Genomic DNA, 24,481 nt, shown 5'->3' with positions numbered 1-24,481 from the left:
AGGGGCCTCAAGGGCCGGAGCGGCCGGTCGCGATCTTGGAGGAGTGGGCTTTAGCCACGAGCGCTTTATACCTGGCCAGCCCAGAGATGGGCCGGGCCACATAGGTGAACTCCACACCTTTGACCAACCACAAACCACCGCCACCTGAACGCAAAAAGCCCAGGCAATGCGCCTGGGCTTCGGGTTGCATCATCGGGATTACTGAGCGCCCTGAGCGTCGATCAACGCAGCCAGCTTCTCGTACTCGTCCGGCAGCAGATCGGTCAGTGGTGCACGCACAGGGCCAGCGTCGTAACCGGCGATCTTGGCGCCCGCCTTGACGATGCTCACCGCGTAACCGGCCTTGCGGTTACGGATGTCCAGGTACGGCAAGAAGAAATCGTCGATGATCTTGCCGACGGTGGCGTGATCTTCGCGGGCAATGGCGTGGTAGAAATCCATCGCGGTTTTCGGGATGAAGTTGAACACTGCAGACGAATAGACCGGTACGCCTAGCGCCTTGTAGGCCTCGGCGTAGACTTCGGCGGTGGGCAGGCCGCCCAGGTAGGTCAGACGCTCGCCCAGACGGCGACGGATGGAAACCATCAGCTCGATATCGCCCAGGCCGTCCTTGTAACCGATCAGGTTCGGGCAGCGCTCGGCCAGCTGCTCGAGCAGATCGGCATTGAGGCGACAGACGTTACGGTTGTAGACCACCACGCCGATCTTCACCGATTTGCAGACCTGCTCGACGTGGGCAGCAACACCTTCCTGGGACGCCTCGGTCAGGTAGTGCGGCAGCAGCAGCAGGCCTTTGGCGCCCAGGCGCTCGGCTTCCTGAGCGTACTGGATGGCCTGACGGGTCGAACCACCGACGCCGGCGAGGATCGGCACGCTACCGGCACAGGTGTCGACGGCAGTCTTGATAATGGACGAGTACTCATCAGCCGCCAGGGAGAAGAACTCACCGGTACCGCCAGCGGCGAACAGCGCAGTGGCGCCGTAGGGCGCCAGCCACTCCAGGCGACGCACGTAGCCGGCCGGGTTGAATTCACCGGCAGCATCGAAATCGGTCAGCGGGAAGGACAGCAGGCCGGAGGAGAGAACGGATTTTAATTCTTGTGGGGTCATCTTCTTGCACCTTTGTTGATAACGCGGGGCCATATTGGCCAACTGAAGTCATACGTTATCGTACAACTATAGAAAAGCCAAGTCTGTTGGTTTCGTTCCTACGATTGCAGGAACTTATTTGAATGCTCTGCATAAAAGGCAAGGCGCAGAAGAAGTGAGTGGATGCGCTTTTTGTGAGAGCGCACCCTGCGCGCGACGCTCCAAGCACCAGCTGATTAACACCGCCCTGTGCTCAGCAACGCAGCCGTACATCGAATCTCATCGCGGCCATGGCCCGCTCCCACACAAGGCAGGCCCGCCGGACCATCCTTTGGGCGCCCTCCCCGGCTTTTCTTCCTACACCCCTTCGCCAGAATGCAAAAAGGCCGCTGTAAACAGCGGCCTTTTTGGCAACACGCGCAGACGCTTACTGCGCGCCTTGCGCCTTGATCAGTGCGGCCAGCTTCTCGTACTCATCCGGCAGCAGGTCGGTTAGCGGTGCGCGGACCGGGCCAGCATCGTAGCCGGAGATCTTGGCGCCGGCCTTGACGATGCTCACCGCATAACCGGCCTTGCGGTTGCGGATGTCCAGGTACGGCAGGAAGAAGTCGTCGATGATCTTGCCGACGGTAGCGTGATCGTCCTTGGCGATGGCGTGGTAGAAGTCCATCGCGGTTTTCGGGATGAAGTTGAACACCGCCGACGAATAAACCGGCACGCCCAGAGCCTTGTAGGCCGCGGCGTAGACTTCGGCGGTGGGCAGGCCGCCCAGGTAGCTGAAACGATCGCCCAGACGACGACGGATCGACACCATCAGCTCGATGTCGCCCAGGCCATCCTTGTAACCGATCAGGTTCGGGCAACGCTCGGCCAGTTGCTCGAGCAGGGTGGCGTTGAGGCGGCAGACGTTACGGTTGTAGACCACCACACCGATCTTCACGGACTTACAGACTTGCTCAACGTGAGCGGCAACACCTTCCTGGGACGCTTCGGTCAGGTAATGCGGCAGCAGCAGCAGGCCTTTGGCGCCCAGACGCTCGGCTTCCTGTGCGTACTGGATGGCCTGGCGGGTCGAACCACCGACGCCGGCGAGGATCGGCACGCTTTTGGCGCAGGTGTCGACGGCGGTCTTGATCACCGAGGAATATTCGTCAGCCGCCAGGGAGAAGAATTCACCGGTACCACCTGCGGCGAACAGAGCCGATGCGCCGTAGGGCGCCAGCCACTCCAGACGACGCACGTAGCCCGCCGGATTGAACTCGCCATTGGCATCGAAATCGGTCAACGGGAAGGACAGCAGACCGGAGGAAAGGACGGATTTTAGTTCTTGTGGAGTCATTCTTTCGAACCCTGTAACGCAAGTGGAATATGTGGGCAGCCTCGGCCGCTTGAGATACGTTATCGTACGACAGTAACTAAAACCATCCCCCCGAACGACCTTTTGCTAGGGTAATCCGTCATCGTGGCATCGCAACCGGTCCTTTCGACAGCCTAAGTACGATGACTGGTGAGTCATAAAGCGGCTCACAGGAGAGCCCTAAATTGGCGCAGAGTCTCAAGCCTGCAGCCTGCTCGTAACATAGCGAACGCTTTTTTTCGGCGTCGCGTTGACAGGGCAATCAGAGGCTGTTGATAATCCTCTCACGTCATACGACAACCGATAACAAGCTCATAAAAAAACAACAGAGATTGCTCACGCCATGACTACCCCCTCCAATGCGCAACCGCCCTTCCATCGCCTGCTGCTCACCGGGGCGGCAGGCGGACTGGGCAAGGTGCTGCGCGAGCGCCTGCAACCCCTGACCAAAATTCTGCGCCTTTCGGACATCGCCGAGATGGCACCGGCCGAAGGCCCGCATATCGAAGTACAGGTGTGCGATCTGGCCGACAAGCAGGCCGTTCACCAACTGGTCGAAGGCGTGGACGCCATCCTGCACTTCGGTGGTGTATCGGTCGAGCGCCCGTTCGAGGAAATCCTCGGCCCGAACATCGCCGGCGTATTCCACATTTATGAAGCTGCGCGTCGCCATGGCGTCAAACGCGTGATCTTCGCCAGCTCCAACCATGTCATTGGCTTCCACAAACAGACCGAGACCCTGGATGCTGACTCGCCACGTCGCCCGGACGGCTACTATGGTCTGTCCAAGTCCTATGGCGAAGACATGGCCAGCTTCTATTTCGACCGTTACGGAATCGAGACCGTCAGCATCCGCATTGGCTCCTCGTTCACCGAGCCGCTCAACCGCCGCATGATGAGCACCTGGCTGAGCTACGACGACCTGGTGCAACTGATCCAACGCAGCCTGACCACGCCGAACGTCGGCCATACCGTGGTCTACGGCGCATCAGCCAACAAGAACGTCTGGTGGGACAACAGCAAGGCTGCGCACCTGGGTTTCGCGCCAAAGGACACCTCGGAAGTCTTCCGCGACAAGGTAGAGGCGCAGCCGCCCGTCGCCGCAGACGATCCCAATGCCCTCTATCAGGGCGGCGCATTCACGGCAGCCGGCCCTTTTGGTGACGACTGATCCCGCGCCCTGTCCTCGATAACAATAACAAGAGGTCCGCACACTCCATGCAAGCTGAACTGATTCTCGACGCCCGCAACGCCACGGGCGAAAGCCCGGTGTGGAGTGCCCGTGATCAGGCCCTTTACTGGGTCGACATCCCCGACAAGCGCTTGTATCGCTGGGACTTGGCAGACGCCACCACACAAAGCTGGGAAGCCGACGAGATGCTCGCCTGCATCGCCCAGCGCGCCGATGGCAGCTGGGTGGCCGGCATGCAAAGCGGGATTTTCCAGCTCACTGCTGGTGACGATGGCCGTCTGCACGGCGAGCGTTTGGTGGGCGTCAGCCATGCTCGCGAGAACATGCGTTTTAACGATGGCCGCTGCGACCGCCAGGGCCGCTTCTGGACCGGCACCATGCTGATGGACATGGCTGCCGGCGCCCGCGTCGGCGCCCTGTATCGCTACGATGGCGCCGGGCAAGGCAGCCTGCCCGTTCTGCTTGATGAACTGATCGTGCCCAATGGCCTGGGCTTTAGCCCGGACGGGCGCACTATGTACCTCTCCGACTCGCATCCTTCGGTGCAGGCGATCTGGGCCTTCGATTACGACATCGACAGCGGCACGCCGCATAACCGCCGTCTGTTCGTCGACATGAACCAGTACCCGGGTCGCCCCGACGGCGCCGCGGTAGACGCCGATGGCTGCTACTGGATCTGCGGCAATGACGCCGGGCTGATTCACCGTTTCACACCGCAGGGCCGTCTTGACCGCTCGCTGGAAGTACCGGTGAAGAAGCCGACCATGTGCGCCTTTGGCGGCGCCGACCTGGATACCCTGTTCGTGACCTCGATCCGCCCCGGTGGCGATCTGGATGACCAGCCCCTGGCCGGCGGCGTGTTCGCCCTGCAACCGGGGGTCAGCGGCATCGCCGAAACACCGTTCCACCCTTGATACCAATAGCTGGCGTCCCGCTACCTGGGGACGTAGGTCGCTTCACAACGCTGCACACCAACAACAACAAAACGGAGATTCACCCATGAATTTCAAGCGCAAGCTGCTCATCGCTGCACTTCCCCTGGCCATGGGCCTGTCCAGCCTGGTTCAGGCTGACATGACCCTGAAGATCGCCGAGATCCACCCGGCCGGCTACCCGACCGTGGTGGCCATGGACAACCTGGGCAAGAAGCTTGAGCAGGCCACCAACGGCGAGATCAAGGCCCGCATGTTCGCTGGCGGCGTTCTCGGTTCCGAGAAGGAAGTGATCGAGCAGACCCAGATCGGCGCCGTTCAGCTGACCCGCGTCAGCCTCGGTTCGGTTGGCCCGGTGGTCCCGACCACCAACGTGTTCAACATGCCGTTCGTGTTCCGCGACATCGACCACATGCGCAAAGTGGTGGACGGTGAGATCGGTCAGGAAATCCTCGACGCCATCACCAACTCCGACTTCAACATGGTCGGCCTGGCGTGGATGGAAGCCGGCAGCCGCAGCCTCTACACCAAGAAGCCGGTGCGCAAGATCGAAGACCTCAAGGGTATGAAGATCCGTGTGATCGGCAACCCGCTGTTCATCGACACCCTCAACGCCATGGGCGCCAACGGCATCGCCATGGACACCGGTGAAATCTTCAGCGCCCTGCAAAGCGGTGTGATCGACGGCGCCGAGAACAACTCGCCGACCCTGCTCGAGCACAACCACTTCCGCGTCGCCAAGTACTACACCCAGACTCACCACCTGATCTTGCCCGAGCCGCTGCTGATGTCCAAAACCACTTGGGAAAAGCTGACCCCCGAGCAGCAGGCTCTGGTCAAGAAACTGGCCAAGGAAGCCCAGCTGGAAGAGCGTGAACTGTGGACCGCCAAGGAAAAGGCCAGCGACGAGAAGCTCAAGGCTGAAGGCGTCGAGTTCATCGAAGTCGATACCAAGCCGTTCTACGACGCGACCGCTCCGGTACGTGAGAAGTACGGCGCGCAATTCGCCGACCTCATCAAGCGCATCGAAGCCGTCAAGTAACAGGTCTTGAAAAGCTAGCTGCGTTGCCGCTGCTTCGTTTAAAACAACCTCAAAATGCTCATGTACTACTCGTACACTCCGCTTTTTCGGCTGTTTTTGCCTCGCATCGGCTGCCTCGCTGACGTTTTTCAATGACCTGATAAAAATCTCGCGCAAGCGCATGGAGCCGGCAGCCGCCGGCTCCATGCCATCCGGTGAAGTCTCATGAAAAACCTGGTACTGGGCGTCAATGACGTCATCTACCGTGCCTGCATCACCGTCGCCGGCCTGGCGATCGTGATCATGGCCACGATCATCCCCTGGGGCGTGTTCAGCCGTTACGTGCTGGGCCAGGGACTGGGCTGGCCCGAACCCATCGCCATTTTGCTGATGGTGGTGTTCACCTTTATCGGCGCTGCTGCCAGCTACCGCGCCGGAGCTCACATGGCCGTGACCTCACTGACCGATCGCCTGCCAACCATTGCGCAGCCGCTGATCACCCTTTTCGTGCGCCTGGCCATGGGGGCCATCGCACTGTTCATGCTGATCTGGGGCTACAAACTGTGCGTGGCCACCTGGAACCAGTTCCTCAGCACCCTGCCCACCATGCGCGTTGGCATCAGCTACATGCCGATTCCGGTAGGGGGTTTCATCACCCTGCTGTTCGTCATCGAGCAACTGCTTTACGGCGACCAGCACGCACGCCGCGTAGTTGATTTCGAAGCGGTCGAAGACTCCAAGGAGGCCGTGTAATGGACGCCGCCATTCTCGTAGGTAGCTTCATCGTTCTGATTCTGCTGCGCGTGCCCGTCGCTTACGCCCTGGGTATGTCCGCACTGATCGGCGCCTGGTACATCGACATCCCACTGCACGCGGTGATGATCCAGATCGCCGGTGGCGTGAATAAATTCTCCTTGCTGGCCATTCCGTTTTTCGTGCTGGCCGGGGCGATCATGGCCGAAGGTGGCATGGCGCGACGCCTGGTGGCCTTTGCCGGTGTACTGGTGGGTTTCGTGCGCGGCGGCCTGTCGCTGGTGAACATCACCGCTTCGACCTTCTTCGGCGCCATCTCGGGCTCGTCCCTGGCCGACACCGCCTCGGTGGGTTCGGTGCTGATCCCGGAAATGGAGAAGAAGGGCTACCCGCGCGAGTTCGCCACCGCCGTGACCGTTTCCGGTTCGGTGCAGGCACTGCTCACCCCGCCCAGCCACAACTCGGTGATCTATTCACTGGCCGCTGGCGGCACGGTATCCATCGCCGCGCTGTTCATGGCCGGTATCGGTCCGGGCCTGCTGATGAGCGCTACCATGGCCGCGCTGTGCCTGTGGTTCGCCAAGAAGCGCAACTACCCGAAGGGCGAAGTGATCCCGCTGCGTCAGGCCATCAAGATCTGCGTCGATGCACTGTGGGGACTGATGACCATGGGCATCATCCTCGGCGGCATCCTGTCGGGCGTATTCACCGCGACCGAATCGGCTGCCGTGGCGGTGATCTGGGCGTTCTTCGTGACCATGTTCATCTACCGCGACTACAAGTGGCATGAACTGCCGAAGATGCTGCACCGCACGGTGCGCACGCTATCGATCGTGATGATCCTGATCGCCTTTGCCGCCGCCTTCGGCTACATCATGACCCTGATGCAGATCCCGTCGAAGATCACCGCCGCGTTCCTGACCCTGTCGGACAACCGCTACGTGATCCTGATGTGCATCAACTTCATGCTGCTGGTGCTCGGTACGCTGATGGACATGGCGCCGCTGATCCTGATCCTCACGCCGATCCTGCTGCCGGTGGTGACCCAGTTCGGCGTCGACCCGGTGCATTTCGGCATGATCATGCTGGTCAACCTGGGTATCGGCCTGATCACTCCGCCGGTCGGCGCGGTGCTGTTCGTCGGTGCGGCGGTCGGCAAGGTCACCATAGAGAACACCGTGAAGGCGCTGCTGCCCTTCTACGCGGCGCTGTTCATGGTGCTGATGCTGGTCACCTACGTTCCGGCGATCTCGCTGTGGTTGCCTAGCGTCGTACTCTGATACTGCTCCACCCGCGGCGGGTCGCGTGCACAACGCGATCCGCCGTTTTTTTTAGCGCAGCGAGAACGGTACAAACCGTCAGGCGCTCAAGGTTCAACTCGATACGGAAATTGTTTATGACTGCCCCTGCCCTGTTTCCCCGCCACATCGCCGTGATGATCCTGGCGCTGCTGGCCTGCTCCTTCGCTGGCAATCACATCGCCGCACGTATCGCCTTCGACAACCAGACCGGCCTGCTGCTGGCGATTCTCTGCCGTTCGGGCGTGACCATGCTGGTGCTGCTCGGCATCGTGCTGTGGCAGCGCCAGGCCCTGCAGATGCCGCCCGGTGCCTGGCGCTGGCAGCTTCTTCTGGGCCTGTTGATCGCCACCCAAAGCATCTGCCTGTATTCGGCCGTGGCGCGCATTCCGGTGGCTCTGGCGCTGCTGATCGGCAATACCTTCCCGATCCTGCTCGCCCTGCTCACCTGGGCCCTGGGCGGCTCGGCGCCGACACGCCGTACGGTGATGCTGATGGGGCTGATCCTGATCGGCCTGATCTTCGCCCTTGATCTGCCAGCACGCCTGGGCGCCAGCGAACAGGTAGGTCCGGAGTGGATCGTCGGCGTGAGCGCCTCGTTCCTGGCCGCCTGCGTGTTCGCCTGTGCACTGTGGATCACCGATCACAAGCTCTCCAGCCTGCGTGGCTCGGTGCGCAGCATGCTGACCCTGATGATCGTGTTCAGCAGCATGGCCCTGGCCGGCAGTGCCGACCTGATCCCCGGCGGCATGAACCTGCCGGCCAACGCCACCGGCTGGACCGCCCTCGGCGCCCTGGTGCTGCTCTACGGCATCGCTTTCTGCATGCTGTTCATCAGCGTGCCACGCCTGAACATGGCCAAGAACGCCCCAGTGATGAACATGGAGCCCATCGCTACCCTGCTGTTCGGCTGGCTGCTGCTGGATCAGGTGCTCAGTGGCATGCAGATGATCGGCGGCGCGATCGTGCTGGCGGGGATTGTATTGCTGACCTATCGCAAGGACGCCTGAGCATCTATTTACGATCAGCTGCGCGTCGGCCCGGCGGTAATGAAAAAGGGCTTGGGTGCTCATCTACGAAAGTAGCTTCAGCACCCAAGCCCCTCGGGGTCTTGCTGGTTTCAAGCCTGCTTGGCAGCGACTTCAGCCGACTCGTGGGCCTGCCGCAGCCGCTCGCGGCTGTTGGTCAGGTGCAGGCGCATGGCGGCGCGCGCCGCATCGGAATCCTGGCGGGCGATGGCCTCGAAGATCTGCTCGTGCTCGCGCTCCAGGCGCGCCATGTAATGAGCATGATCATCATGGGCGATACGCGCCGAGTTGAGGCGGGTACGCGGAATGATGCTGGTACCCAGGTGGCTCATGATATCGGTGAAGTAACGGTTACCCGTGGCATGGGCGATCTGCAGGTGGAACTGGAAATCCGACGACACCGCATCACTTTCGTGAGCAGCCCCCTCGTTCAGCGCATCAAGCGCCTGGCGCATCGAAGCCAGTTGCTCGGGCGTGCGACGCTGCGCGGCCAGGCCGGCCGACTCCACTTCCAGGCTGATGCGCAGCTCGAGCACGGCCAGCACTTCACGCAGGGTGACGATGGTCGCCGGGTCGATGCGGAAACCGCCGGGGTTGGGCGTATCCAGTACGAAGGTACCGATGCCGTGGCGGGTTTCCACCAGGCCGGACGCCTGCAGCCGCGAAAGGGCTTCACGCACCACGGTGCGGCTGACGCCCTGCTCTTCCATGATCGCCGACTCGGTCGGCAATTTTTCACCACGCTTGATCACCCCGTCGCGAATGCGTTGGGACAATTCCGCGACCAGCTCCTGGGCCAGGCTGCGATGCTTGCGCCGCGCGCGTGGCTGCGTGTTCTGAGTTTCCATAGAGATATCGTTATCGTCTGGATGGGCAAAGCCCATCATATATCAGAGAGTTGTATGATGACACGTTCTTCGTTTATCTCCGCCTAACGGCGCCTCATTTGCACAGGTAATGCCCATGTCGCTCGACACACTGCACCTGCAAGACGGGATCACCCGGCTAGCCCTGGCGCCGGGCATCGGTGGTGCCGTCGCCAACTGGTCGGTCATCGCCACGGGTCAGCCGCTGCTGCGCCACGCCGACGAACGGGCGCTCGCCGCCGGCACTCCACGTCTGCTCGGCTGCTACCCGCTCGCGCCCTGGTCCAACCGCATCACCGAAGGCGGTTTCGACAACCCCGAAGGCTGGCTAGCCCTCGCTGCCAATGCCGACAACTCGCCCCTGCCGATCCATGGCAGCGCCTGGCAGCAGCCTTGGGAGGTGATCGAGCATAGCGAGCGTTCGGTGCTGCTGCGCCTCGACAGCCAGGTGCCGTTCGCCTATCGCGCCGAGCAGCGCTTCGAGCTCAACGAGGGTCGCCTGATGATTCACCTGCAAGTCACCCATCAGGCCGATACGCCGATGTGGCATGGCATAGGCCTGCACCCGTACTTTCCGCGCACATCGCACACAGGCCTGCAGGCCAGTGCCGAGCAGGTCTGGTACTGCGACGCCGCCAGCCTGCCCACGCACCTGAGTGCGTTGCCAGCACACTGGAATTTCGACGAGGAGCGCCAGTTGCCGGCCGTGCACACTGACAATGCCTTTATCGGCTGGACCGGACAGGCGCGTATCATCGAACCGCAGGCCGGCTACAGCCTGGAGATCGGCAGCGATCAGGGCATTTACCTGCTGTTCTGTCCTGAGGGCAAACCGTTCTTCTGCTTCGAGCCGGTCAGCCATCCGGTCAATGCCCACCATATGTCGGGCAAGCCTGGCCTGGTTTTGCTGCAACCGAAGCAAAGCCACAGCCTGACGCTAAGCCTGCAATACCGCCCACTGAGCTAGCCAAACAGTTCACGTCGCTGAGCCGCGGCGCTGGACTTTCCGAGCGGGTTGATGATAATCACCCGCCTGCCCTGGGTTCGGTCGCATCTGCGAATAACCTGAACTATCGAAAGGGTATAGGCTTCATAAAGGTGTGGCGACCGTACCAGTGAGACCGCCCGGTCTTACGTTGTTGCCCATCTCTCTATTGGAAACCATGGGTACTATCGTGACGAAAGACGAACTGCGCGCCGAACTCGAGCGCCAGGCGCAGCGTTACAAGGATGTATACGGCGGTGAAGTGATCACCTACGCCGCCCAACCGGATCCGGAACGCAAGCCGTGGCGCAAGAAGGCCAGCCTGCTCGACCAGGCCTTCGACAAAGAAATCGAAAAGATCGAAAAAGATCTGTCCAGCAAAGCCGAGGCCAGAGCCGAAAGCGCCTGAGACTGAAGAACGCCGGCGACTGTGCACAAGCGCACGCCGGCGTGGCACTTTCTAACGCCGTTTGGACTTGCCGCCAAGCAACGACCCCATCAAGCCCCTGGCCAGTTGCCGCCCGAGCTGGGTGGCTGCCTGACGCATGGCGCTCTTCAACGCCTGGCTCGCCAGACCGCCCAAGTACTCGCCTGCACTGCCGACCGTTGACGACTCCTGCTTGGCCGGCGGCGCCGCGCTCTGGCTGGCCTGGGCTGCACGCGAGGTCAGAATCTCGTAGGCCGACTCCCGATCAAAAGGTTTGTCATAACGGCTGGCCAATGGCGATTGGCGAATCAATGCAGCGCGTTCGCTTTCGGACAGTGGGCCGATACGTGATTGTGGCGGCGCGATGGCGACACGCTGGACCATGGCCGGCGTGCCCTTGTCCTCCAGGGTGCCGACCAGCGCCTCACCGATACCCAGCTCGGTGAGCACGCTCAGACAATCCAACGCCGGGTTGGGCCTGAAGCCGTCGGCCACCGCGCGCAGCGCCTTCTGCTCACGGGTGGTGAACGCCCGCAACCCATGCTGAATACGCAGACCGAGCTGCGCCAGCACATCGTCGGGCAGATCGCCCGGCGACTGGGTGACGAAGTACACGCCCACGCCTTTGGAGCGAATCAGCCGCACCACCTGCTCCAGTCTTGCCTGCAGCGCCTTAGGGGTATCGGCGAACAGCAGGTGCGCCTCATCGAAAAACAGTGCCAGCACCGGCTTGTCGACATCGCCGCGCTCGGGCAGTTGCTCGAACAATTCGGCCAGCAGCCAGAGCAGGAACGTCGCGTAGACCTTCGGCGCCTCGTGCACCAGGCGGCTGGCGTCGAGCAGGTGAATGCGCCCACGGCCATCGCGATCCGGCTGCAGAATGTCTTCGAGCTGCAACGCCGGCTCGCCGAACAGCGCCTCGCCGCCCTGCTGCTCAAGGCTGGCCAAGCGTCGCAACAGCGCCTGGGCCGAGCCGCTGGTGAACAACGCGCTGTCGGCGCCCAGCACCTCGGGCTGCTCCTTGAGATGATTGAGCAGCGCCTTGAGATCCTTCAGGTCGAGCAGCAGCAGGCCTTCGCGATCCGCCACCTTGAACGCCGCATACAGCGCCGCCTGCTGGCTGTCGGTCAGTTCCAACAACGCGCCAAGCAGCAGCGGCCCCATTTCGCTCAGCGTAGTGCGCAGCGGGTGACCGCTCTGCCCGTGCACATCCCACAAGCTGACCGGATAGGCCGTCGGGCTGTGCGCCAGCCACGGCATGCTGGCGATGCGTTCGGCCACCTTGCCCTGGGGCGCACCGGCGGCGCCCAGGCCACACAGATCACCTTTCACGTCTGCCGCGAACACGGCAACCCCGGCATCACTGAAATTCTCGATCAGGCGCTGCAGCGTGACCGTCTTACCGGTACCCGTGGCGCCGGCGATCAAGCCGTGCCGGTTGGCCAGGCGCAGCGACTGGCCGACGGCTTCGCCATCACCACCGGCGCCCAGAACGAATTGCTGATTCAAAGCCATACCACCGTCCTCTGGATTAAAGCTTTAGGGTGCTGCTGCCGACATAACCGCCAGGCCATAGCCGATTCAGCCCAAGCTCGGCCGCCTGCCCTGCCCATTCGCCACCTGGCGACGCCCCACAAGACTGGTTCCAGCGATTACCGGACGCAAGACGCCATGACGAGAAACCTGCAGTTCAGCCACAAGATCCTCCTGGCCGCCACCCTGGTGGTCACGGTCGCCTTCGCTCTGTTCAGCTTCTATAACGACAGCCGCCAGCGTAGCAGCATACAGGCCTCGCTCCAGAGCAACCTCAGCCAGGCCAGCAATGCCGCGGCCGGCAATATCGAAAGCTGGCTGTCCGGGCGCATCCTTTTGGTCGAGAGCCTGGCCCAGAATCTGGAGCTGGCCATCGCCGCGGGCAACCTGCAGGAGGTGATTTCCCGCCCGGTCTACAAGGAGGCTTTCCTGTCCACCTATGTCGGTGTGCAGAGCGACGGCCGCTTCCTGTCCAGCCCACCGACCCAGATGGCTGCCGGCTACGATCCGCGCACCCGCCCCTGGTACAAGGACACCGCTCAGGCCAACCGCACCCTGCTCACCGCGCCCTATGTCGACCAGATCACCAACACCCTGGTGATCTCGCCCATCGCCCCGGTGCATGGCGCGGACGGCAAGCCATTCGGCATGGCCGGCGGCGACGTCAGCCTGGATACCCTGGTGAAGATCATCAACTCCATTGACCTGGGCGACCTGGGTTATGCGTTTCTGGTCAGCAAAGATGGCACCGTGCTGGTTCACCCTCAGGGCGACCTGGTGATGAAGAACCTGCGCGACCTCTACCCCAACGCCACCATCGGCCTGGACAGCAAGCTCACCGAAGTCACCCAGGACGGCCAACAGCGCCTGCTGACCTTCGCCCCCGTCAAAGGCCTGCCGGACGTACAGTGGTACGTGGGCCTGTCCATCGACAAGAGCCTGGCCTATGCGGCGCTGGATGAATTCCGCCTGTCGGCCGCCATCGCCACGCTGATCGCCGTGGCGCTGATCATCGCCTTGCTCGGTGTGCTGATCCGCGTGCTGATGCAACCGCTGACCACCATGGGCAAGGCCATGGAAGATATCGCCCGCGGTGAAGGCGACCTGACCAAGCGCCTGGCCATCCAGTCCCACGACGAATTCGGCGCGCTGGCCAGCTCGTTCAACCGCTTTGTCGAGCGCATCCACGCCTCGATCCGCGAAGTGTCCTCAGCCACCGCCCAGGTCAACGAAGTCGCCAAGCTGGTGGTCAACGCTTCCAACTCCTCGATCGTCAACTCCGACGAACAGGCCAGCCGTACCAACAGCGTGGCCGCGGCGATCAACGAACTGGGCGCCGCCGCCCAGGAAATCGCCCGTAACGCCGCAGACGCTTCCAATCAGGCCTCCGACGCCCGCCATCAGGCCGAAGACGGTGGCAAGGTTGTGCAGCAGGCGATCAATGCCATGACCGACCTTTCCGCCAAGGTGGTCGATGCCCGCAGCAAGATCGAGATGCTCGCTGGCAAGACCACGGACATCGGGCAGATTCTCGAGGTGATCAAGAGCATCTCCCAGCAGACCAACCTGCTGGCCCTCAACGCCGCCATCGAAGCCGCCCGCGCTGGCGAGGCGGGCCGCGGTTTCGCGGTGGTCGCCGATGAAGTGCGCAACCTGGCTCATCGCACCCAGGAATCGGCCCAGGAAATCGAGAAGATGATCGAGGAGCTGCAGGTCGGCTCCCGCGAGTCGGTCACCACCATGACCGAGAGCCAGCATTACAGCGAGCAGAGCGTGGAGGTCGCCAACCAGGCGGGCGAGCGCCTGGGCAGTGTGACCCTGCGCATCGGCGAGATCGACGGCATGAACCAGTCCGTGGCCACAGCCACCGAGGAGCAGACCTCGGTGATCGAGGCACTGAACATGGACATTACCGAGATCAACACCCTCAATCAGGAAGGTGTGGAAAACCTGCAGGCCACCCTGCGCGCCTGCGCGGACCTAGAGCAACAGGCAGCACGCCTCAAGCACCTGGTCGACAGCTTCCGAATCTGAAACCACAGCAACAAAAAGGGCGCCACTGGCGCCCTTTTTCATTTATCGGACTCTACCTGTCGGAGTGCTGCTGCTCACGCTGCGTGCGTTGCCACAAGGCTTCGGCGCCTTCGAACTCGGTCCCGTCCTCGTCGCTCAACGCATCAGGGTCGTACCGTCGCACGCACCCATCACCGAGTGTCGGTGGCGGCTTGGCGGCGCCGGGTTGTGGCCTGTCGTCGTCATCCATCGCAGAGCCCCTGTCAGGCCGGGATCAGTCGAAGACCACGGTTTTGTTGTTGTGCACCAGCACGCGGTCTTCCAGGTGATAACGCAGACCGCGGGCCAGCACCATCTTTTCCACGTCCTTACCCAGGCGCACCATCTCCTCGATGGTCTCGCGATGGCTGACGCGCACCACGTCCTGCTCAATGATCGGGCCGGCGTCCAGCTCCTCGGTCACATAGTGAGAGGTAGCGCCGATCAGCTTCACACCGCGTAGCGAGGCCTGGTGATAGGGCTTGGCGCCGACGAAGGACGGTAGGAAGCTGTGGTGGATGTTGATCACGCGCTGCGCATAGTCCTGACACAATTTGGGCGGCAGGATCTGCATGTAGCGCGCCAGCACGATCACATCAGCGCGGTGCTCTTCGACCAGGCGCGCGACCTCATCGAATGCTGGCTGCTTGTTCTGCGGGTCCACCGGCACATGGATGAACGGGATGCCATGCCACTCGACCATGCTGCGCAGGTCGTCATGGTTGGAAATCACGCAGGGAATGTCGCAATCCAGCTCGTTGCTGTGCCAGCGGTGCAGCAGGTCGGCCAGACAGTGGGACTCGCGGCTGGCCATCAGCACCACACGCTTCTTTTGCGCCGAGTCGGTGATGCGCCATTCCATCGAAAACTCACGGGCGATGGGCGCGAACGCCTGATTGAAGCCGTCCAGGTCGAAGGGCAGCGAATCGGCACGGATTTCGTGGCGCATGAAAAACCAGCCGCTCTGCGTGTCCGAATGGTGGCTCGCTTCGGTGATCCAGCCGTTGTAGGTCGCCAGGAAGTTACTGACCTTGGCCACGATGCCGGTACGATCAGGGCAGGCGATTACCAGCCGAAAAGTGCGCATGAACAACTCCAGAGAATTAGCGAAGGCTCGCATTTTAGCCACACCCACAAAAAACTGCAGTAGCTGTACCAGGCGCCCGTCGTGCCGGGCATGGACGATGCGGCCAGGTCCGCAAGAAGTCACCGACACTTGCAGTTATACCTTCACTGTTTAGCGGTGCCGGCGATTAGTGTTAAAGCTAATTTAAGCGCTAATTAAATAGTCACCCAGCCGTGCAACTTCTTTTCCTGGCGCACGTCTGTTTAATACAAAGCGGTTTACTTAAAACCGGCCCCTGTCTACTATAAGCAACACTTAGCCCCTCCCTTGCATTGCATTAAAGGTACGCACATGTCGCTGATCACTGAATACCGCAGCCTCGAAGAAAACATCAAAGAACTGCAAGAGCGTCTGAAAAGCCTGTCGCAAGACGACAAGCTGAAAAAGGAGCTGGAGTTCGAAGGCAAGCTGCGCACCCTGATGGGCGAATATCAGAAATCGCTGCGCGACATCATTGCGCTGCTCGATCCAGAAGCCAAAGTTGGCAAAGCGCCGCGCGCAGCAGGTAAAGCAGCCGCCGGCAGCAAGCGTGCTCGCAAAGTTAAGCAGTACAAAAACCCGAACACCGGTGAAGTCATCGAAACCAAAGGTGGCAACCACAAGACCCTGAAAGAGTGGAAAGCCAAGTGGGGCGCCGACGTCGTCGAAGGCTGGGCTACCCTGCTGGGCTGATGCCAGACCGGGGCGGTAAGTCCATGAAGAACGCCAGCATTGCTGGCGTTTTTTATGGGCGTCTATTCAATCAATTCAATAGAAAGATTCGATTGACCACCTGATGATTTAACACTGGCAACCAGTTTTATTTCCCTTCGTTTTGTAGACCATATCGCTGACGCAATTGTTGCGCGTGCGCAAGCCAGGCGTGCAGTGCTGCCTGCTGACTTTCGTTTGCCTCAGTCAGATAACGCGCCATCTCCGTCTCGAAACTCACCAGCGTATTGGGCGCACCAAACTCGGGCTGGCTAAGACGCTGCCGGCAGAACGCATGCCAGCGCAATTGTTCTTCACTGCTCAGGGTCATCGCGAAGTTACGGGCCCGGTAGCGAAACAGTAACTCGGGCAACCGTGCATCACCGAATGGCCAGGACTGCGCAGCCAATTGGGCCGGATCACAATTACGCACCTGCTCGCAAAGTCGGCGGTCGCGGTCACCAATAAAACCATCGTACAACTGCTGCTCGGGATCCATCACCGAAGCGAAACTTTCTTCCGTATACACCTGCGGCAATTTGTCTCGCCATTGTTCCTGGGTATCAGCCAATCGCTTGGCACGCGCTTGCAACTCGGTCTTGTCCAACTGCAGGCGCTGGCAATCTTCGTCGCGCAATACGCCTAGGGGGGCGATCACCGGGCAGCGATTGATATGTATGAGCTTGAGCGGTACCGGCAGTTCGCCGCCCAGGTCATCGCGCCGCGTATAAAGGCGCTGCCTTAGGGTGTCGGCGCTTTCATTCAGCAACGGCGCCGCATCCAGGTGCAGGTCGCAGACGATCAGCGCATTGCGGTTGCGCGGATGCCAGGCCAGCGGCAGCACGACGGCCAGGTAATGCCGCGCCCCGGAAAAGCGCCCGGACACATGCACCAGGGGTTGCAGCAGGCGGATCTGGTCAAGCACCTGCTGCTTGCTGCGCAGGCCGTATAGGTAGTCATAGAGCTTGGGCTGGCGCTCGCGGATCAGCCGCGCCAGGGCGATGGTAGCGCGCACGTCCGACAGCGCATCGTGAGCCTGACCGTGATCGATACCGTTGGCGGCGGTCAGGCGCTCGAGCTTGAGGCTAACGCCGTGCTCGTCCTGTGGCCATTCGATGCCTTCGGGGCGCAGCGCATAAGCGGTGCGCACCATGTCGATCAGATCCCAGCGGCTGTTGCCGCCCTGCCATTCGCGGGCATAGGGGTCGAAGAAGTTGCGGTACAGGCTGTAACGCGTCACCTCATCATCGAAACGCAAGCTGTTGTAGCCCACGCCACAGGTGCCGGGGCGCGCCAGCTCGGCATGTACGCGGGTCATGAATTCGGCTTCACTCAAACCTTCACGCGCCAGCCGGTCCGGGCCGATGCCGGTAATCATGCAGGCCGCGGGGTGCGGCAAAATATCGTCGCTTGGCTGGCAGTACAGATTGATCGGCGCGTCGATTTCGTTGAGCTGCTCGTCGGTGCGGATGCCGGCGACCTGCAGCGGTCGATCACGGCGCGGGTCGATACCGGTGGTTTCGTAGTCGTACCAGAACAGACTGGAAGGCACGGCGGACTCCTGTGACGAATGAGCGTCGCAGTCTAGGTTTGTTGCCGCTCGTTCACAAACCACGACAGCCTGGCAAAAACTTGATGGCCTTCACGACCTTGGCAACGAGGCAGCGAGTGCCCCCTTGTTAGCGATCTAATCCACCATTAACATCAGGAAACAATCTCATTGCCGCTCGCCAAGGATGAATCATGAGTGACACCACGACCAATCCGTATGCCGTTCCCACCAGCCAGCTGCAGGACGCGCCCACCGGCGCCCAAGCACTGAGCGTCGAACAAGCCCTGAGCCGGGGCTACGACTTCACCATTGGCGGCCTGCTCAGCGAAGCCTGGCAGCTGACCAAAGGCACCAAAGGCATCATCATCGGCGGCTTCCTGATCTTCTACGTGGCGATTCTGGTAGCCTCGTTCGTGGTCGGTGGCGTGCTGGGCATCTTCAGCATGTTCAGCGACAGCCTGGCGCTGATCATCATCGGTCAGCTGCTGACCACCATCATCGCCTCGGCGGTGAGCTACCCGTTCTTCGCCGGCCTGACCATGGTCGGCATTCGCCGCGCAGCGGGCCAGCCGATCAGCTTCAACGAAATTTTCGGCCACTTCGGCAGCCTCGTACCGCTGCTGATCGCTGCCGTGCTGATGATGCTGCTGATCTACCTGGGCATGATCCTGCTGCTGATCCCCGGCATCTACCTGGCCGTGGCCTACATGCTGGCCATCCCGCTGATCGTCGAGCGTGGCCTGTCGCCGTGGCAGGCCATGGAAGCCTCGCGCAAGGCCATCACCCAGCACTGGTTCAAGGTCTTCGGCCTGTTCCTGCTGCTCGGCCTGATCGTGTCCATCAGCGCCATTCCGCTGGGCATCGGCCTGATCTGGACCATCCCGCTGTTCGTCATGGTCATGGGCGTGCTGTACCGCACCATCTTCGGCGTCCTGCCCGTCGCACGTTAAGCATGTGCAGCCCAGGCCGCGTTCGCGCGGCCTGGTTGCTTCCCGCTCCGCTGCTGGCTAGCATCGGGCTTTGCTCCCTACGACGTGACGATGCCACCTTCCTCAGCCATCCCTTCTTCTCGACCCCAGCAGGCCGTGCTGGACACGCGCTATCAGGTGGAAACCCCGGAAGGGATCGACCTCGCGCTGCGTCCTGCCGGGCTGGTGCCGCGTGCCCTGGCCTTTACCATCGACCTGCTGATACGCGGTGCCATCCTCGCCGTCGTCTATCTGGTACTGGGCCTGTTCGGCCAGCTGGGCATGGGCCTGGCGACCATCATTCTGTTTCTGGTGACCTGGTGGTACATGGTGCTGTTCGAGGTACTCAACCAGGGCCGATCGCCAGGCAAACAGTTGCTCGGCCTGCGCGTAGTGCATGACGATGGCACGCCGATCAGCTGGCCGGCCTCGCTGACCCGCAACCTGCTGCGTTTCGTCGACCTGCTGCCGTTCGCCTACACCCTGGGCATCATCAGTTGCCTGAGCACCCGCGCCTTCAAGCGCCTCGGCGATATCGCCGCCGGCACCCTGGTGGTTTACCGCGAGCAGGCTATCGAGCGGCCGAATCTGCCCGAGGCCGAGGCGCTGCCGGCGCCTTTCGCGCTGGATTTTGCCGAGCAACGCGCCATGCTGGCTTTCGCAGAACGGGGTGAAGGCCTGTCGACCGCGCGCCGCGCCGAGCTGGCAGGCATTCTCGCCGAGCCACTGCAGGTCGATGCCAACCAGGCCGAAGGCCGCATCAACGGCATCGCCCGCGGCTTGTTGGGCCCGATATGAAGCAGAGCCTTTTCGAAACCCGTCACCAGCCCCAGTGGCAGGCCTTCGCCGAACAGCTCACGCGTCTGGAAAGCGGTGACCGCGATGCGGACAAGAGCCGCACATTCGCCGCCGAGTACCGCCGCCTCTGCCAGCACCTGGCATTGGCCCGGGCCCGCGGCTACAGCAACCATCTGATCGAGGAACTGCAGCACCTGGCCCTGCGTGGCCACCAGCAGTTCTACCGCCATCGCAGCGCCATCGGCCCGCAGCTGATCGGCTTCGTGCTGGCTGGCTTTCCGCGTCTGGTGCGCGAGGAGTGGCGCCTGGTGAGCATCGCCAGCCTGCTGTTCTTCGGTAGCCTGGCGCTGATGGGCACTCTCGTTTACCTGTTTCCAGACCTGGTCTACAGCGTCATGGATCCAGCCCGAGTCAGCGAGATGGAGAGCATGTACAACCCGGACACCACGCGCCTGGGCCGCTTTGGCGAGCGTGATGCGGGCGATGACTGGATGATGTTCGGCTTCTACATCATGAACAACATCGGCATCGCCTTTCAGACCTTCGCCAGTGGCCTGCTGTTCGGCGTCGGCAGCCTGTTCTTCCTGCTGTTCAATGGCCTGATGATCGGCGCGGTGGCCGGCTATCTGACCCAGTTGGGCTACAGCGAAACCTTCTGGTCGTTCGTGATCGGCCACGGTGCCTTCGAACTGACCGCCATCGCCCTGGCCGGCGCTGCAGGCCTCAAGCTCGGCTGGGCGTTGCTGGCACCCGGTCGCCTGCCCCGTGGCGAAGCACTGCGCCTGGCGGCGATCCGCGCCATCCGACTGCTCGGCGGCGCTGCGCTGTTTCTGCTGATCGCCGCCTTTATCGAGGCTTACTGGTCATCCATGACCTTCTCCACACCCACGGTGAAATACTGGGTGGGCGCCGGCCTGTGGGCGCTGGTGCTGGCTTATCTGGGCCTGGCAGGCCGGAGGCAGCATGCGCCTGACTGATGCCAGCGTGGCGATCCGCCCGCGCACGCCCTGGGAAGCCATCGACCTCGGCGTACTGATGGCCCGTCAGCATCGCCGCCTGCTAATGGCCAGCTGGGCTGCAGTGACCCTGCCGATTTTCGCCGTGCTCTGCGCACTACTGTGGCAGTACCCGTCCTGGGCGATGTTCGTGTTCTGGTGGCTGAAGCCGGCTTACGAGCGGCTGCCGCTATACATCCTCTCGCGCTCGCTGTTCGGCGATACGCCGACACTCAAGCAGGCACTCAAGGCCTTCCCTGCCCTGCTGAAACCACAGCTGCTGGCTAGCCTGACCTGGCGCCGCTTTAGCCCGACGCGCAGCTTCGACCTGCCGGTGCTGCAGCTCGAAGGCCTCAAGGGCAAGGCGCGTACCCAACGCCTCAACGTACTGGCGCAGCGCAACTCAGGCGCGGCCACCTGGCTGACCCTGGTCGGCGTGCACCTGGAAACCGCCCTGTGGATCGGCCTCGGCAGTCTGGTCTACCTGCTCATTCCCACCCAGGTTTCCACCGAATGGGACTGGCAGAGCCTGATCAACGGCGACACCAGCGAGTGGCTGTGGCTGGAGCACCTGTCCAACCTGGCCTATGCGCTGCTGCTGGTCCTCTGGGGGCCGATCTATGTGGCTGGCGGTTTCAGCCTGTACCTCAACCGCCGCACGGCCCTGGAAGGCTGGGATATCGAGCTGACCTTCCGCCGCCTGCGCCAGCGCCTGACCGGCGTGGCCTACGCCTTGCTGCTCGGCATCGGCATGCTGGCATTGCAGGCGCCGATGCCGGCCTTAGCCGATACGCTCGCCAGTTGCCCGCTACCCAGCGAAGACCCCAACGGCCCGGAAGCGCCACGCATGCTCGCCCAGCCGCTGACCAGCCAGGCCTCCCGGGAAGCGGCGCTGCAAATTCTCGACTCGCCGCCCTTCGAGAACCGTGAAACCGTGACCCGCTGGCGCTTCGGCGACGAGGCCAAAGAGGACAAGGCAGAGCCTGGGTCCAGCGAGAAGCTGGAGAAGTTCTTCGACATGCTCGAAGGCTGGGAAGCGCTGAAAGGTCTGGCTCGGTTCTTCGAGGCCGCCCTGTGGGCGCTGGTGATCGGCCTGATCGCCCTGGTGCTGTGGCGCTACCGCGAGTGGCTCGGCACCTTCGTCGGCCGCACACGGGTAAAACGTACGAAGAAAGTCGAATCGCCGGACCAGCTATTCAGCCTGGACGTAGTGCCGGAAAGCCTGCCGGACGATGTGGCCAGCAGCGCCGAACGGCTCTGGGCTGAGGACCCGCGCGCCGCTCTGGGCCTGCTTTACCGTGCCCTGCTCAGCTGTCTGATCCACGATCACAAGCTGCCGCTCAAGAGTTCCCACACCGAAGCCGAAGTGCTGCCGCTGGTCGATGGTCTCGACGATCCGGAACTGAGCAACTTCAGCCACACCCTGACGCGCCACTGGCAGAACCTCGCTTACGGCCATCGCCTGCCGCCAACCGCGCTTTGCCCGGTGCTGTGCAATGACTGGCGCCGCCTGGTCGAACAGCGAGGTCGCCCATGAGCCGCTCCCTGCGTATCGGCCTGCTCGTTCTGCTGGTGCTGATTCTTGGCCTGCTCGGCAATTTCCTGCTGCAACGCGCCGAATCCTACGAGGAAGTGGTCACCCACGGCCCTTCACCCGAGGCCCGCGCCAATCCCTATCTGGCCGCCGAACAGTTCCTGCGCAAGCAGGGCATCGAGGTTGCCCGCGCCGACAACCTGGCCGGCCTCGACACCTTGCCGAGTCGCGGCCACACCCTGCTGCTGCTCGCCAACCGCAGCAACCTGACGCCACGCCAGAACGAGCGCCTGCTGGAATGGACGGCCCGCGGCGGCCACTTGCTGTTCGTTGCCGAGCGCATGTGGGACGAGGAACAGGGCAAGAGCGGCGATCTGCTGCTCGACAAGCTGAACGTCCAGCAATACCCGGTCGAGAAACTCGACGAGGAAGAAGCCGAGCAAGCAAGCGACGAGGCCACCGACGATCAGGAGCCGGCGAGCGAAGACGGTGAAGAACAGCCGAAGGACGCCTACCCCTATCTGACAAAGCTGTACCTGGAAAACGAGCAGGCACCGGCCTACATCGACTTCGATACCGACTTTCACCTCTACGATGCCAATAACCTGGCCCACGTCTGGGCCAACAGCGGCGAAGCCACGCATCTGCTGCAGATCTATCACGGCGACGGGCTGATCAGCATCGTCAGCGATGCCTGGGTCTGGCAGAACGAGAACCTCGGCAACTACGACAACGCCTGGCTGCTCTGGTACCTCAGCCAGGACAGCGCCGTGACCCTGGTCTACAACGCCGACCGCGACAGCCTGCTGACCCTGCTGCAACGCCATTTCGCCCCGGCCCTGCTGGCCCTGGCCCTGCTGCTGGTGCTGACCCTGTGGCACGTCGGCCAGCGCCGCGGGCCGCTGCTGCAACCGCAACCGGTCAGCCGCCGGCAGCTGCAGGAACACCTGCGCGCCGCCGCCGATTTCCTGCTTCGCCAGAGCGGCCAGCAACGTCTGCTCGGCAACCTGCAGCAGGACATCCTGCGTCGCGCCCGCCGTCGCCACCCCGGTTTCGAGCGCCTGGCCGTGGCCGACCAGTGGCAGATTCTTGGCCGCCTCAGCCGTCAGCCTTCCACCATCATCAGCCAGGCCATGCGCCCCCTGGGCGAGAAACGCCTGTCCGCCAGCGACTTCACCCGCCAGGTCGCCCACCTGCAAACACTCAGGAATGCCCTATGAGCGAAAATACGCCTGACCAGCCGAGCAGCCCGATCGGCGAATCCACCGCGGCGCCGGCCGCCGCGCCCTCGGCCGGCAACATCGCCCAGCAGCGCCAGCGCGCCAGCCAACTGGCTCAGGGCCTGCGCCAGGAACTGCAGAAGGCGGTGATCGGCCAGACGGCGGTGATCGACGACGTGCTCACCGCGCTGATCGCTGGCGGCCACGTGCTGCTCGAAGGTGTGCCCGGCCTCGGCAAGACTCTACTGGTGCGCGCCCTGGCGCGCTGCTTCGGCGGCGAGTTCGCGCGCATCCAGTTCACCCCGGACCTGATGCCCAGCGACATCACCGGCCACGCGGTGTACGACCTGCAGAGCGAGCAGTTCAAGCTGCGCAAGGGGCCGATCTTCACCAACCTGCTGCTCGCCGACGAGATCAACCGCGCGCCGGCCAAGACCCAGGCCGCGCTGCTGGAAGTCATGCAGGAGCGCCAGGTGACCCTGGAAGGTCGCCCGCTGGCGGTGCCGCTGCCGTTCATGGTGCTGGCCACCCAGAACCCCATCGAGCAGGAAGGCACCTACCCGCTGCCGGAAGCCGAGCTCGACCGTTTCATGCTCAAGCTGCACATGGACTACCCCGAGCAGCACGAAGAGCTGAACATGGTTCGCCAGGTCACCCGCTCGCCGAAGGCCGACATGCTCGACGTCACCCCGCTGCGCACCCTGCTGCAGGCCAAGGACGTGCTGATCATGCAGAAGATCGCCAGCGACCTGCCGCTCGACGACCAGGTGCTCGACTACGCCGTGCGCCTGGCTCGCGCCACCCGCAGCTGGCCGGGCCTGGCCATCGGTGCCGGCCCCCGCGCATCCATCGCTCTGGTGCGCGGCGCCCGTGCCCGCGCCCTGTTGCGCGGCGGCGATTTCGTGCTGCCGGACGACATCAAGGGCTGCGCCCTGGCCGTGCTGCGCCATCGCGTACGGCTGTCGCCGGAACTGGACATCGAGGGGCTGTCGGTCGATCAGGTTCTGCTGCAACTGCTCGATCAGGTGCCTGCGCCCCGTCTATGACCGACTCGAACCGGGATCA

Annotated in this window: 22 protein-coding genes; 16 read left to right on the top strand and 6 right to left on the bottom strand. The window is 62.6% G+C overall.

Annotated features, from left to right (window positions below; translation table 11 throughout):
- Positions 1-198: 198 nt before the first annotated feature.
- Positions 199-1,110, bottom strand: coding sequence for a 5-dehydro-4-deoxyglucarate dehydratase (gene kdgD, locus PVA39_RS18570; protein ID WP_274125288.1), 912 nt, complete (start codon positions 1,108-1,110; stop codon positions 199-201).
- Positions 1,111-1,516: 406 nt separating this feature from the next.
- The gene (gene kdgD / locus PVA39_RS18565) at positions 1,517-2,428 is read right to left on the bottom strand and encodes a 5-dehydro-4-deoxyglucarate dehydratase (RefSeq protein ID WP_274125287.1); all 912 of its coding nucleotides are present in this window, start codon (positions 2,426-2,428) and stop codon (positions 1,517-1,519) included.
- Between the two features lie 361 nt (positions 2,429-2,789).
- On the opposite strand from kdgD (PVA39_RS18565), the gene PVA39_RS18560 reads away from it, so the two are divergent.
- From PVA39_RS18560 to PVA39_RS18535, 6 genes are all read left to right on the top strand, one after another.
- Positions 2,790-3,617: an NAD-dependent epimerase/dehydratase family protein gene (locus PVA39_RS18560; RefSeq protein WP_274125286.1), complete on the top strand. Its 828-nt coding sequence runs from the start codon at positions 2,790-2,792 to the stop codon at positions 3,615-3,617.
- Positions 3,618-3,664: 47 nt separating this feature from the next.
- Complete coding sequence (locus PVA39_RS18555; protein ID WP_274125285.1) at positions 3,665-4,552, top strand: SMP-30/gluconolactonase/LRE family protein; 888 nt, start codon at positions 3,665-3,667, stop codon at positions 4,550-4,552.
- 85 nt (positions 4,553-4,637) lie between these two features.
- Positions 4,638-5,612 carry a TRAP transporter substrate-binding protein gene (locus tag PVA39_RS18550; RefSeq protein ID WP_274125284.1) on the top strand — a complete coding sequence of 325 codons (975 nt, stop codon included), beginning with the start codon at positions 4,638-4,640 and terminating at the stop codon, positions 5,610-5,612.
- Positions 5,613-5,816: 204 nt separating this feature from the next.
- Positions 5,817-6,344 (top strand): TRAP transporter small permease, encoded by a 528-nt coding sequence (locus tag PVA39_RS18545; protein WP_274125283.1) that lies wholly within the window; start codon positions 5,817-5,819, stop codon positions 6,342-6,344.
- A complete protein-coding gene (locus tag PVA39_RS18540) occupies positions 6,344-7,624 on the top strand; it encodes a TRAP transporter large permease (RefSeq protein ID WP_274125282.1) in 1,281 nt (426 codons plus the stop codon). The genes PVA39_RS18545 and PVA39_RS18540 overlap by 1 nt, the downstream gene beginning before the upstream one ends.
- Positions 7,625-7,740: 116 nt before the next feature.
- On the top strand, positions 7,741-8,652 hold the full coding sequence (locus tag PVA39_RS18535; protein WP_274125281.1) for an EamA family transporter: 912 nt from the start codon (positions 7,741-7,743) through the stop codon (positions 8,650-8,652).
- A 110-nt stretch (positions 8,653-8,762) separates the two neighbouring features.
- On the opposite strand, the gene PVA39_RS18530 is transcribed toward PVA39_RS18535, so the two are convergent.
- Positions 8,763-9,518: a FadR/GntR family transcriptional regulator gene (locus tag PVA39_RS18530; RefSeq protein ID WP_274125280.1), complete on the bottom strand. Its 756-nt coding sequence runs from the start codon at positions 9,516-9,518 to the stop codon at positions 8,763-8,765.
- Positions 9,519-9,633: 115 nt separating this feature from the next.
- Between PVA39_RS18530 and PVA39_RS18525 the strand changes: the two genes are divergently transcribed.
- Together PVA39_RS18525 and PVA39_RS18520 are read left to right on the top strand one after the other, a co-directional pair.
- Positions 9,634-10,503 (top strand): aldose 1-epimerase, encoded by an 870-nt coding sequence (locus tag PVA39_RS18525; RefSeq protein WP_274125279.1) that lies wholly within the window; start codon positions 9,634-9,636, stop codon positions 10,501-10,503.
- A gap of 208 nt (positions 10,504-10,711) precedes the next feature.
- Positions 10,712-10,930, top strand: coding sequence for a hypothetical protein (locus PVA39_RS18520; protein WP_027906000.1), 219 nt, complete (start codon positions 10,712-10,714; stop codon positions 10,928-10,930).
- Positions 10,931-10,981: 51 nt separating this feature from the next.
- Here PVA39_RS18520 and PVA39_RS18515 read toward each other — a convergent pair whose 3' ends face one another.
- A complete protein-coding gene (locus tag PVA39_RS18515) occupies positions 10,982-12,463 on the bottom strand; it encodes a helicase HerA-like domain-containing protein (RefSeq protein WP_274125278.1) in 1,482 nt (493 codons plus the stop codon).
- A gap of 156 nt (positions 12,464-12,619) precedes the next feature.
- On the opposite strand from PVA39_RS18515, the gene PVA39_RS18510 reads away from it, so the two are divergent.
- Positions 12,620-14,515, top strand: coding sequence for a methyl-accepting chemotaxis protein (locus PVA39_RS18510; protein ID WP_274125277.1), 1,896 nt, complete (start codon positions 12,620-12,622; stop codon positions 14,513-14,515).
- A 253-nt stretch (positions 14,516-14,768) separates the two neighbouring features.
- On the opposite strand, the gene purU is transcribed toward PVA39_RS18510, so the two are convergent.
- The gene (gene purU, locus PVA39_RS18505; protein ID WP_274125276.1) at positions 14,769-15,620 is read right to left on the bottom strand and encodes a formyltetrahydrofolate deformylase; all 852 of its coding nucleotides are present in this window, start codon (positions 15,618-15,620) and stop codon (positions 14,769-14,771) included.
- A gap of 330 nt (positions 15,621-15,950) precedes the next feature.
- Between purU and mvaT the strand changes: the two genes are divergently transcribed.
- A complete protein-coding gene (gene mvaT, locus PVA39_RS18500) occupies positions 15,951-16,331 on the top strand; it encodes a histone-like nucleoid-structuring protein MvaT (RefSeq protein WP_274125275.1) in 381 nt (126 codons plus the stop codon).
- Positions 16,332-16,458: 127 nt separating this feature from the next.
- Here the strand turns inward: mvaT and sbcB are convergent, their stop codons facing one another.
- Complete coding sequence (sbcB, locus tag PVA39_RS18495) at positions 16,459-17,901, bottom strand: exodeoxyribonuclease I (protein ID WP_274125274.1); 1,443 nt, start codon at positions 17,899-17,901, stop codon at positions 16,459-16,461.
- Between the two features lie 191 nt (positions 17,902-18,092).
- On the opposite strand from sbcB, the gene PVA39_RS18490 reads away from it, so the two are divergent.
- The 6 genes from PVA39_RS18490 to PVA39_RS18465 all read left to right on the top strand — a co-directional run bounded on the left by PVA39_RS18490 (position 18,093) and on the right by PVA39_RS18465 (position 24,462).
- Positions 18,093-18,851 carry a hypothetical protein gene (locus tag PVA39_RS18490; protein WP_093505741.1) on the top strand — a complete coding sequence of 253 codons (759 nt, stop codon included), beginning with the start codon at positions 18,093-18,095 and terminating at the stop codon, positions 18,849-18,851.
- 90 nt (positions 18,852-18,941) lie between these two features.
- Complete coding sequence (locus PVA39_RS18485) at positions 18,942-19,667, top strand: RDD family protein (RefSeq protein ID WP_274125273.1); 726 nt, start codon at positions 18,942-18,944, stop codon at positions 19,665-19,667.
- Positions 19,664-20,644 (top strand): stage II sporulation protein M, encoded by a 981-nt coding sequence (locus PVA39_RS18480; protein WP_274125272.1) that lies wholly within the window; start codon positions 19,664-19,666, stop codon positions 20,642-20,644. The genes PVA39_RS18485 and PVA39_RS18480 overlap by 4 nt, the downstream gene beginning before the upstream one ends.
- Entirely contained in the window at positions 20,631-22,199 is a 1,569-nt protein-coding gene (locus tag PVA39_RS18475) for a DUF4129 domain-containing protein (RefSeq protein WP_274125271.1), read from the top strand. The genes PVA39_RS18480 and PVA39_RS18475 overlap by 14 nt, the downstream gene beginning before the upstream one ends.
- Positions 22,196-23,416 (top strand): DUF4350 domain-containing protein, encoded by a 1,221-nt coding sequence (locus PVA39_RS18470; RefSeq protein WP_274125270.1) that lies wholly within the window; start codon positions 22,196-22,198, stop codon positions 23,414-23,416. Before PVA39_RS18475 ends, PVA39_RS18470 begins: the two co-directional genes overlap by 4 nt.
- Positions 23,413-24,462, top strand: a complete 1,050-nt coding sequence (locus PVA39_RS18465) for an AAA family ATPase (RefSeq protein WP_274125269.1) — start codon at positions 23,413-23,415, stop codon at positions 24,460-24,462. The genes PVA39_RS18470 and PVA39_RS18465 overlap by 4 nt, the downstream gene beginning before the upstream one ends.
- Positions 24,463-24,481 lie beyond the last annotated feature (19 nt).

Source organism: Pseudomonas sp. CNPSo 3701, assembly GCF_028674975.1.
Lineage (GTDB): Bacteria > Pseudomonadota > Gammaproteobacteria > Pseudomonadales > Pseudomonadaceae > Aquipseudomonas > Aquipseudomonas straminea.
Note: the sequence above shows the minus strand (reverse complement) of the source record. Positions and strands in the feature narration are given on the sequence as shown.

Excerpts from the sequence above, each read along its gene's own strand:
- kdgD (WP_274125288.1), bottom strand. The coding sequence starts at position 1,110 with ATGACCCCACAAGAATTAAAATCCGTTCTCTCCTCCGGCCTGCTGTCC.
- kdgD (WP_274125287.1), bottom strand. The coding sequence starts at position 2,428 with ATGACTCCACAAGAACTAAAATCCGTCCTTTCCTCCGGTCTGCTGTCC.
- PVA39_RS18560 (WP_274125286.1), top strand. The coding sequence starts at position 2,790 with ATGACTACCCCCTCCAATGCGCAACCGCCCTTCCATCGCCTGCTGCTC.
- PVA39_RS18555 (WP_274125285.1), top strand. The coding sequence starts at position 3,665 with ATGCAAGCTGAACTGATTCTCGACGCCCGCAACGCCACGGGCGAAAGC.
- PVA39_RS18550 (WP_274125284.1), top strand. The coding sequence starts at position 4,638 with ATGAATTTCAAGCGCAAGCTGCTCATCGCTGCACTTCCCCTGGCCATG.
- PVA39_RS18545 (WP_274125283.1), top strand. The coding sequence starts at position 5,817 with ATGAAAAACCTGGTACTGGGCGTCAATGACGTCATCTACCGTGCCTGC.
- PVA39_RS18540 (WP_274125282.1), top strand. The coding sequence starts at position 6,344 with ATGGACGCCGCCATTCTCGTAGGTAGCTTCATCGTTCTGATTCTGCTG.
- PVA39_RS18535 (WP_274125281.1), top strand. The coding sequence starts at position 7,741 with ATGACTGCCCCTGCCCTGTTTCCCCGCCACATCGCCGTGATGATCCTG.
- PVA39_RS18530 (WP_274125280.1), bottom strand. The coding sequence starts at position 9,518 with ATGGAAACTCAGAACACGCAGCCACGCGCGCGGCGCAAGCATCGCAGC.
- PVA39_RS18525 (WP_274125279.1), top strand. The coding sequence starts at position 9,634 with ATGTCGCTCGACACACTGCACCTGCAAGACGGGATCACCCGGCTAGCC.
- PVA39_RS18515 (WP_274125278.1), bottom strand. The coding sequence starts at position 12,463 with ATGGCTTTGAATCAGCAATTCGTTCTGGGCGCCGGTGGTGATGGCGAA.
- PVA39_RS18510 (WP_274125277.1), top strand. The coding sequence starts at position 12,620 with ATGACGAGAAACCTGCAGTTCAGCCACAAGATCCTCCTGGCCGCCACC.
- purU (WP_274125276.1), bottom strand. The coding sequence starts at position 15,620 with ATGCGCACTTTTCGGCTGGTAATCGCCTGCCCTGATCGTACCGGCATC.
- mvaT (WP_274125275.1), top strand. The coding sequence starts at position 15,951 with ATGTCGCTGATCACTGAATACCGCAGCCTCGAAGAAAACATCAAAGAA.
- PVA39_RS18490 (WP_093505741.1), top strand. The coding sequence starts at position 18,093 with ATGAGTGACACCACGACCAATCCGTATGCCGTTCCCACCAGCCAGCTG.
- PVA39_RS18485 (WP_274125273.1), top strand. The coding sequence starts at position 18,942 with ATGCCACCTTCCTCAGCCATCCCTTCTTCTCGACCCCAGCAGGCCGTG.
- PVA39_RS18480 (WP_274125272.1), top strand. The coding sequence starts at position 19,664 with ATGAAGCAGAGCCTTTTCGAAACCCGTCACCAGCCCCAGTGGCAGGCC.
- PVA39_RS18475 (WP_274125271.1), top strand. The coding sequence starts at position 20,631 with ATGCGCCTGACTGATGCCAGCGTGGCGATCCGCCCGCGCACGCCCTGG.
- PVA39_RS18470 (WP_274125270.1), top strand. The coding sequence starts at position 22,196 with ATGAGCCGCTCCCTGCGTATCGGCCTGCTCGTTCTGCTGGTGCTGATT.
- PVA39_RS18465 (WP_274125269.1), top strand. The coding sequence starts at position 23,413 with ATGAGCGAAAATACGCCTGACCAGCCGAGCAGCCCGATCGGCGAATCC.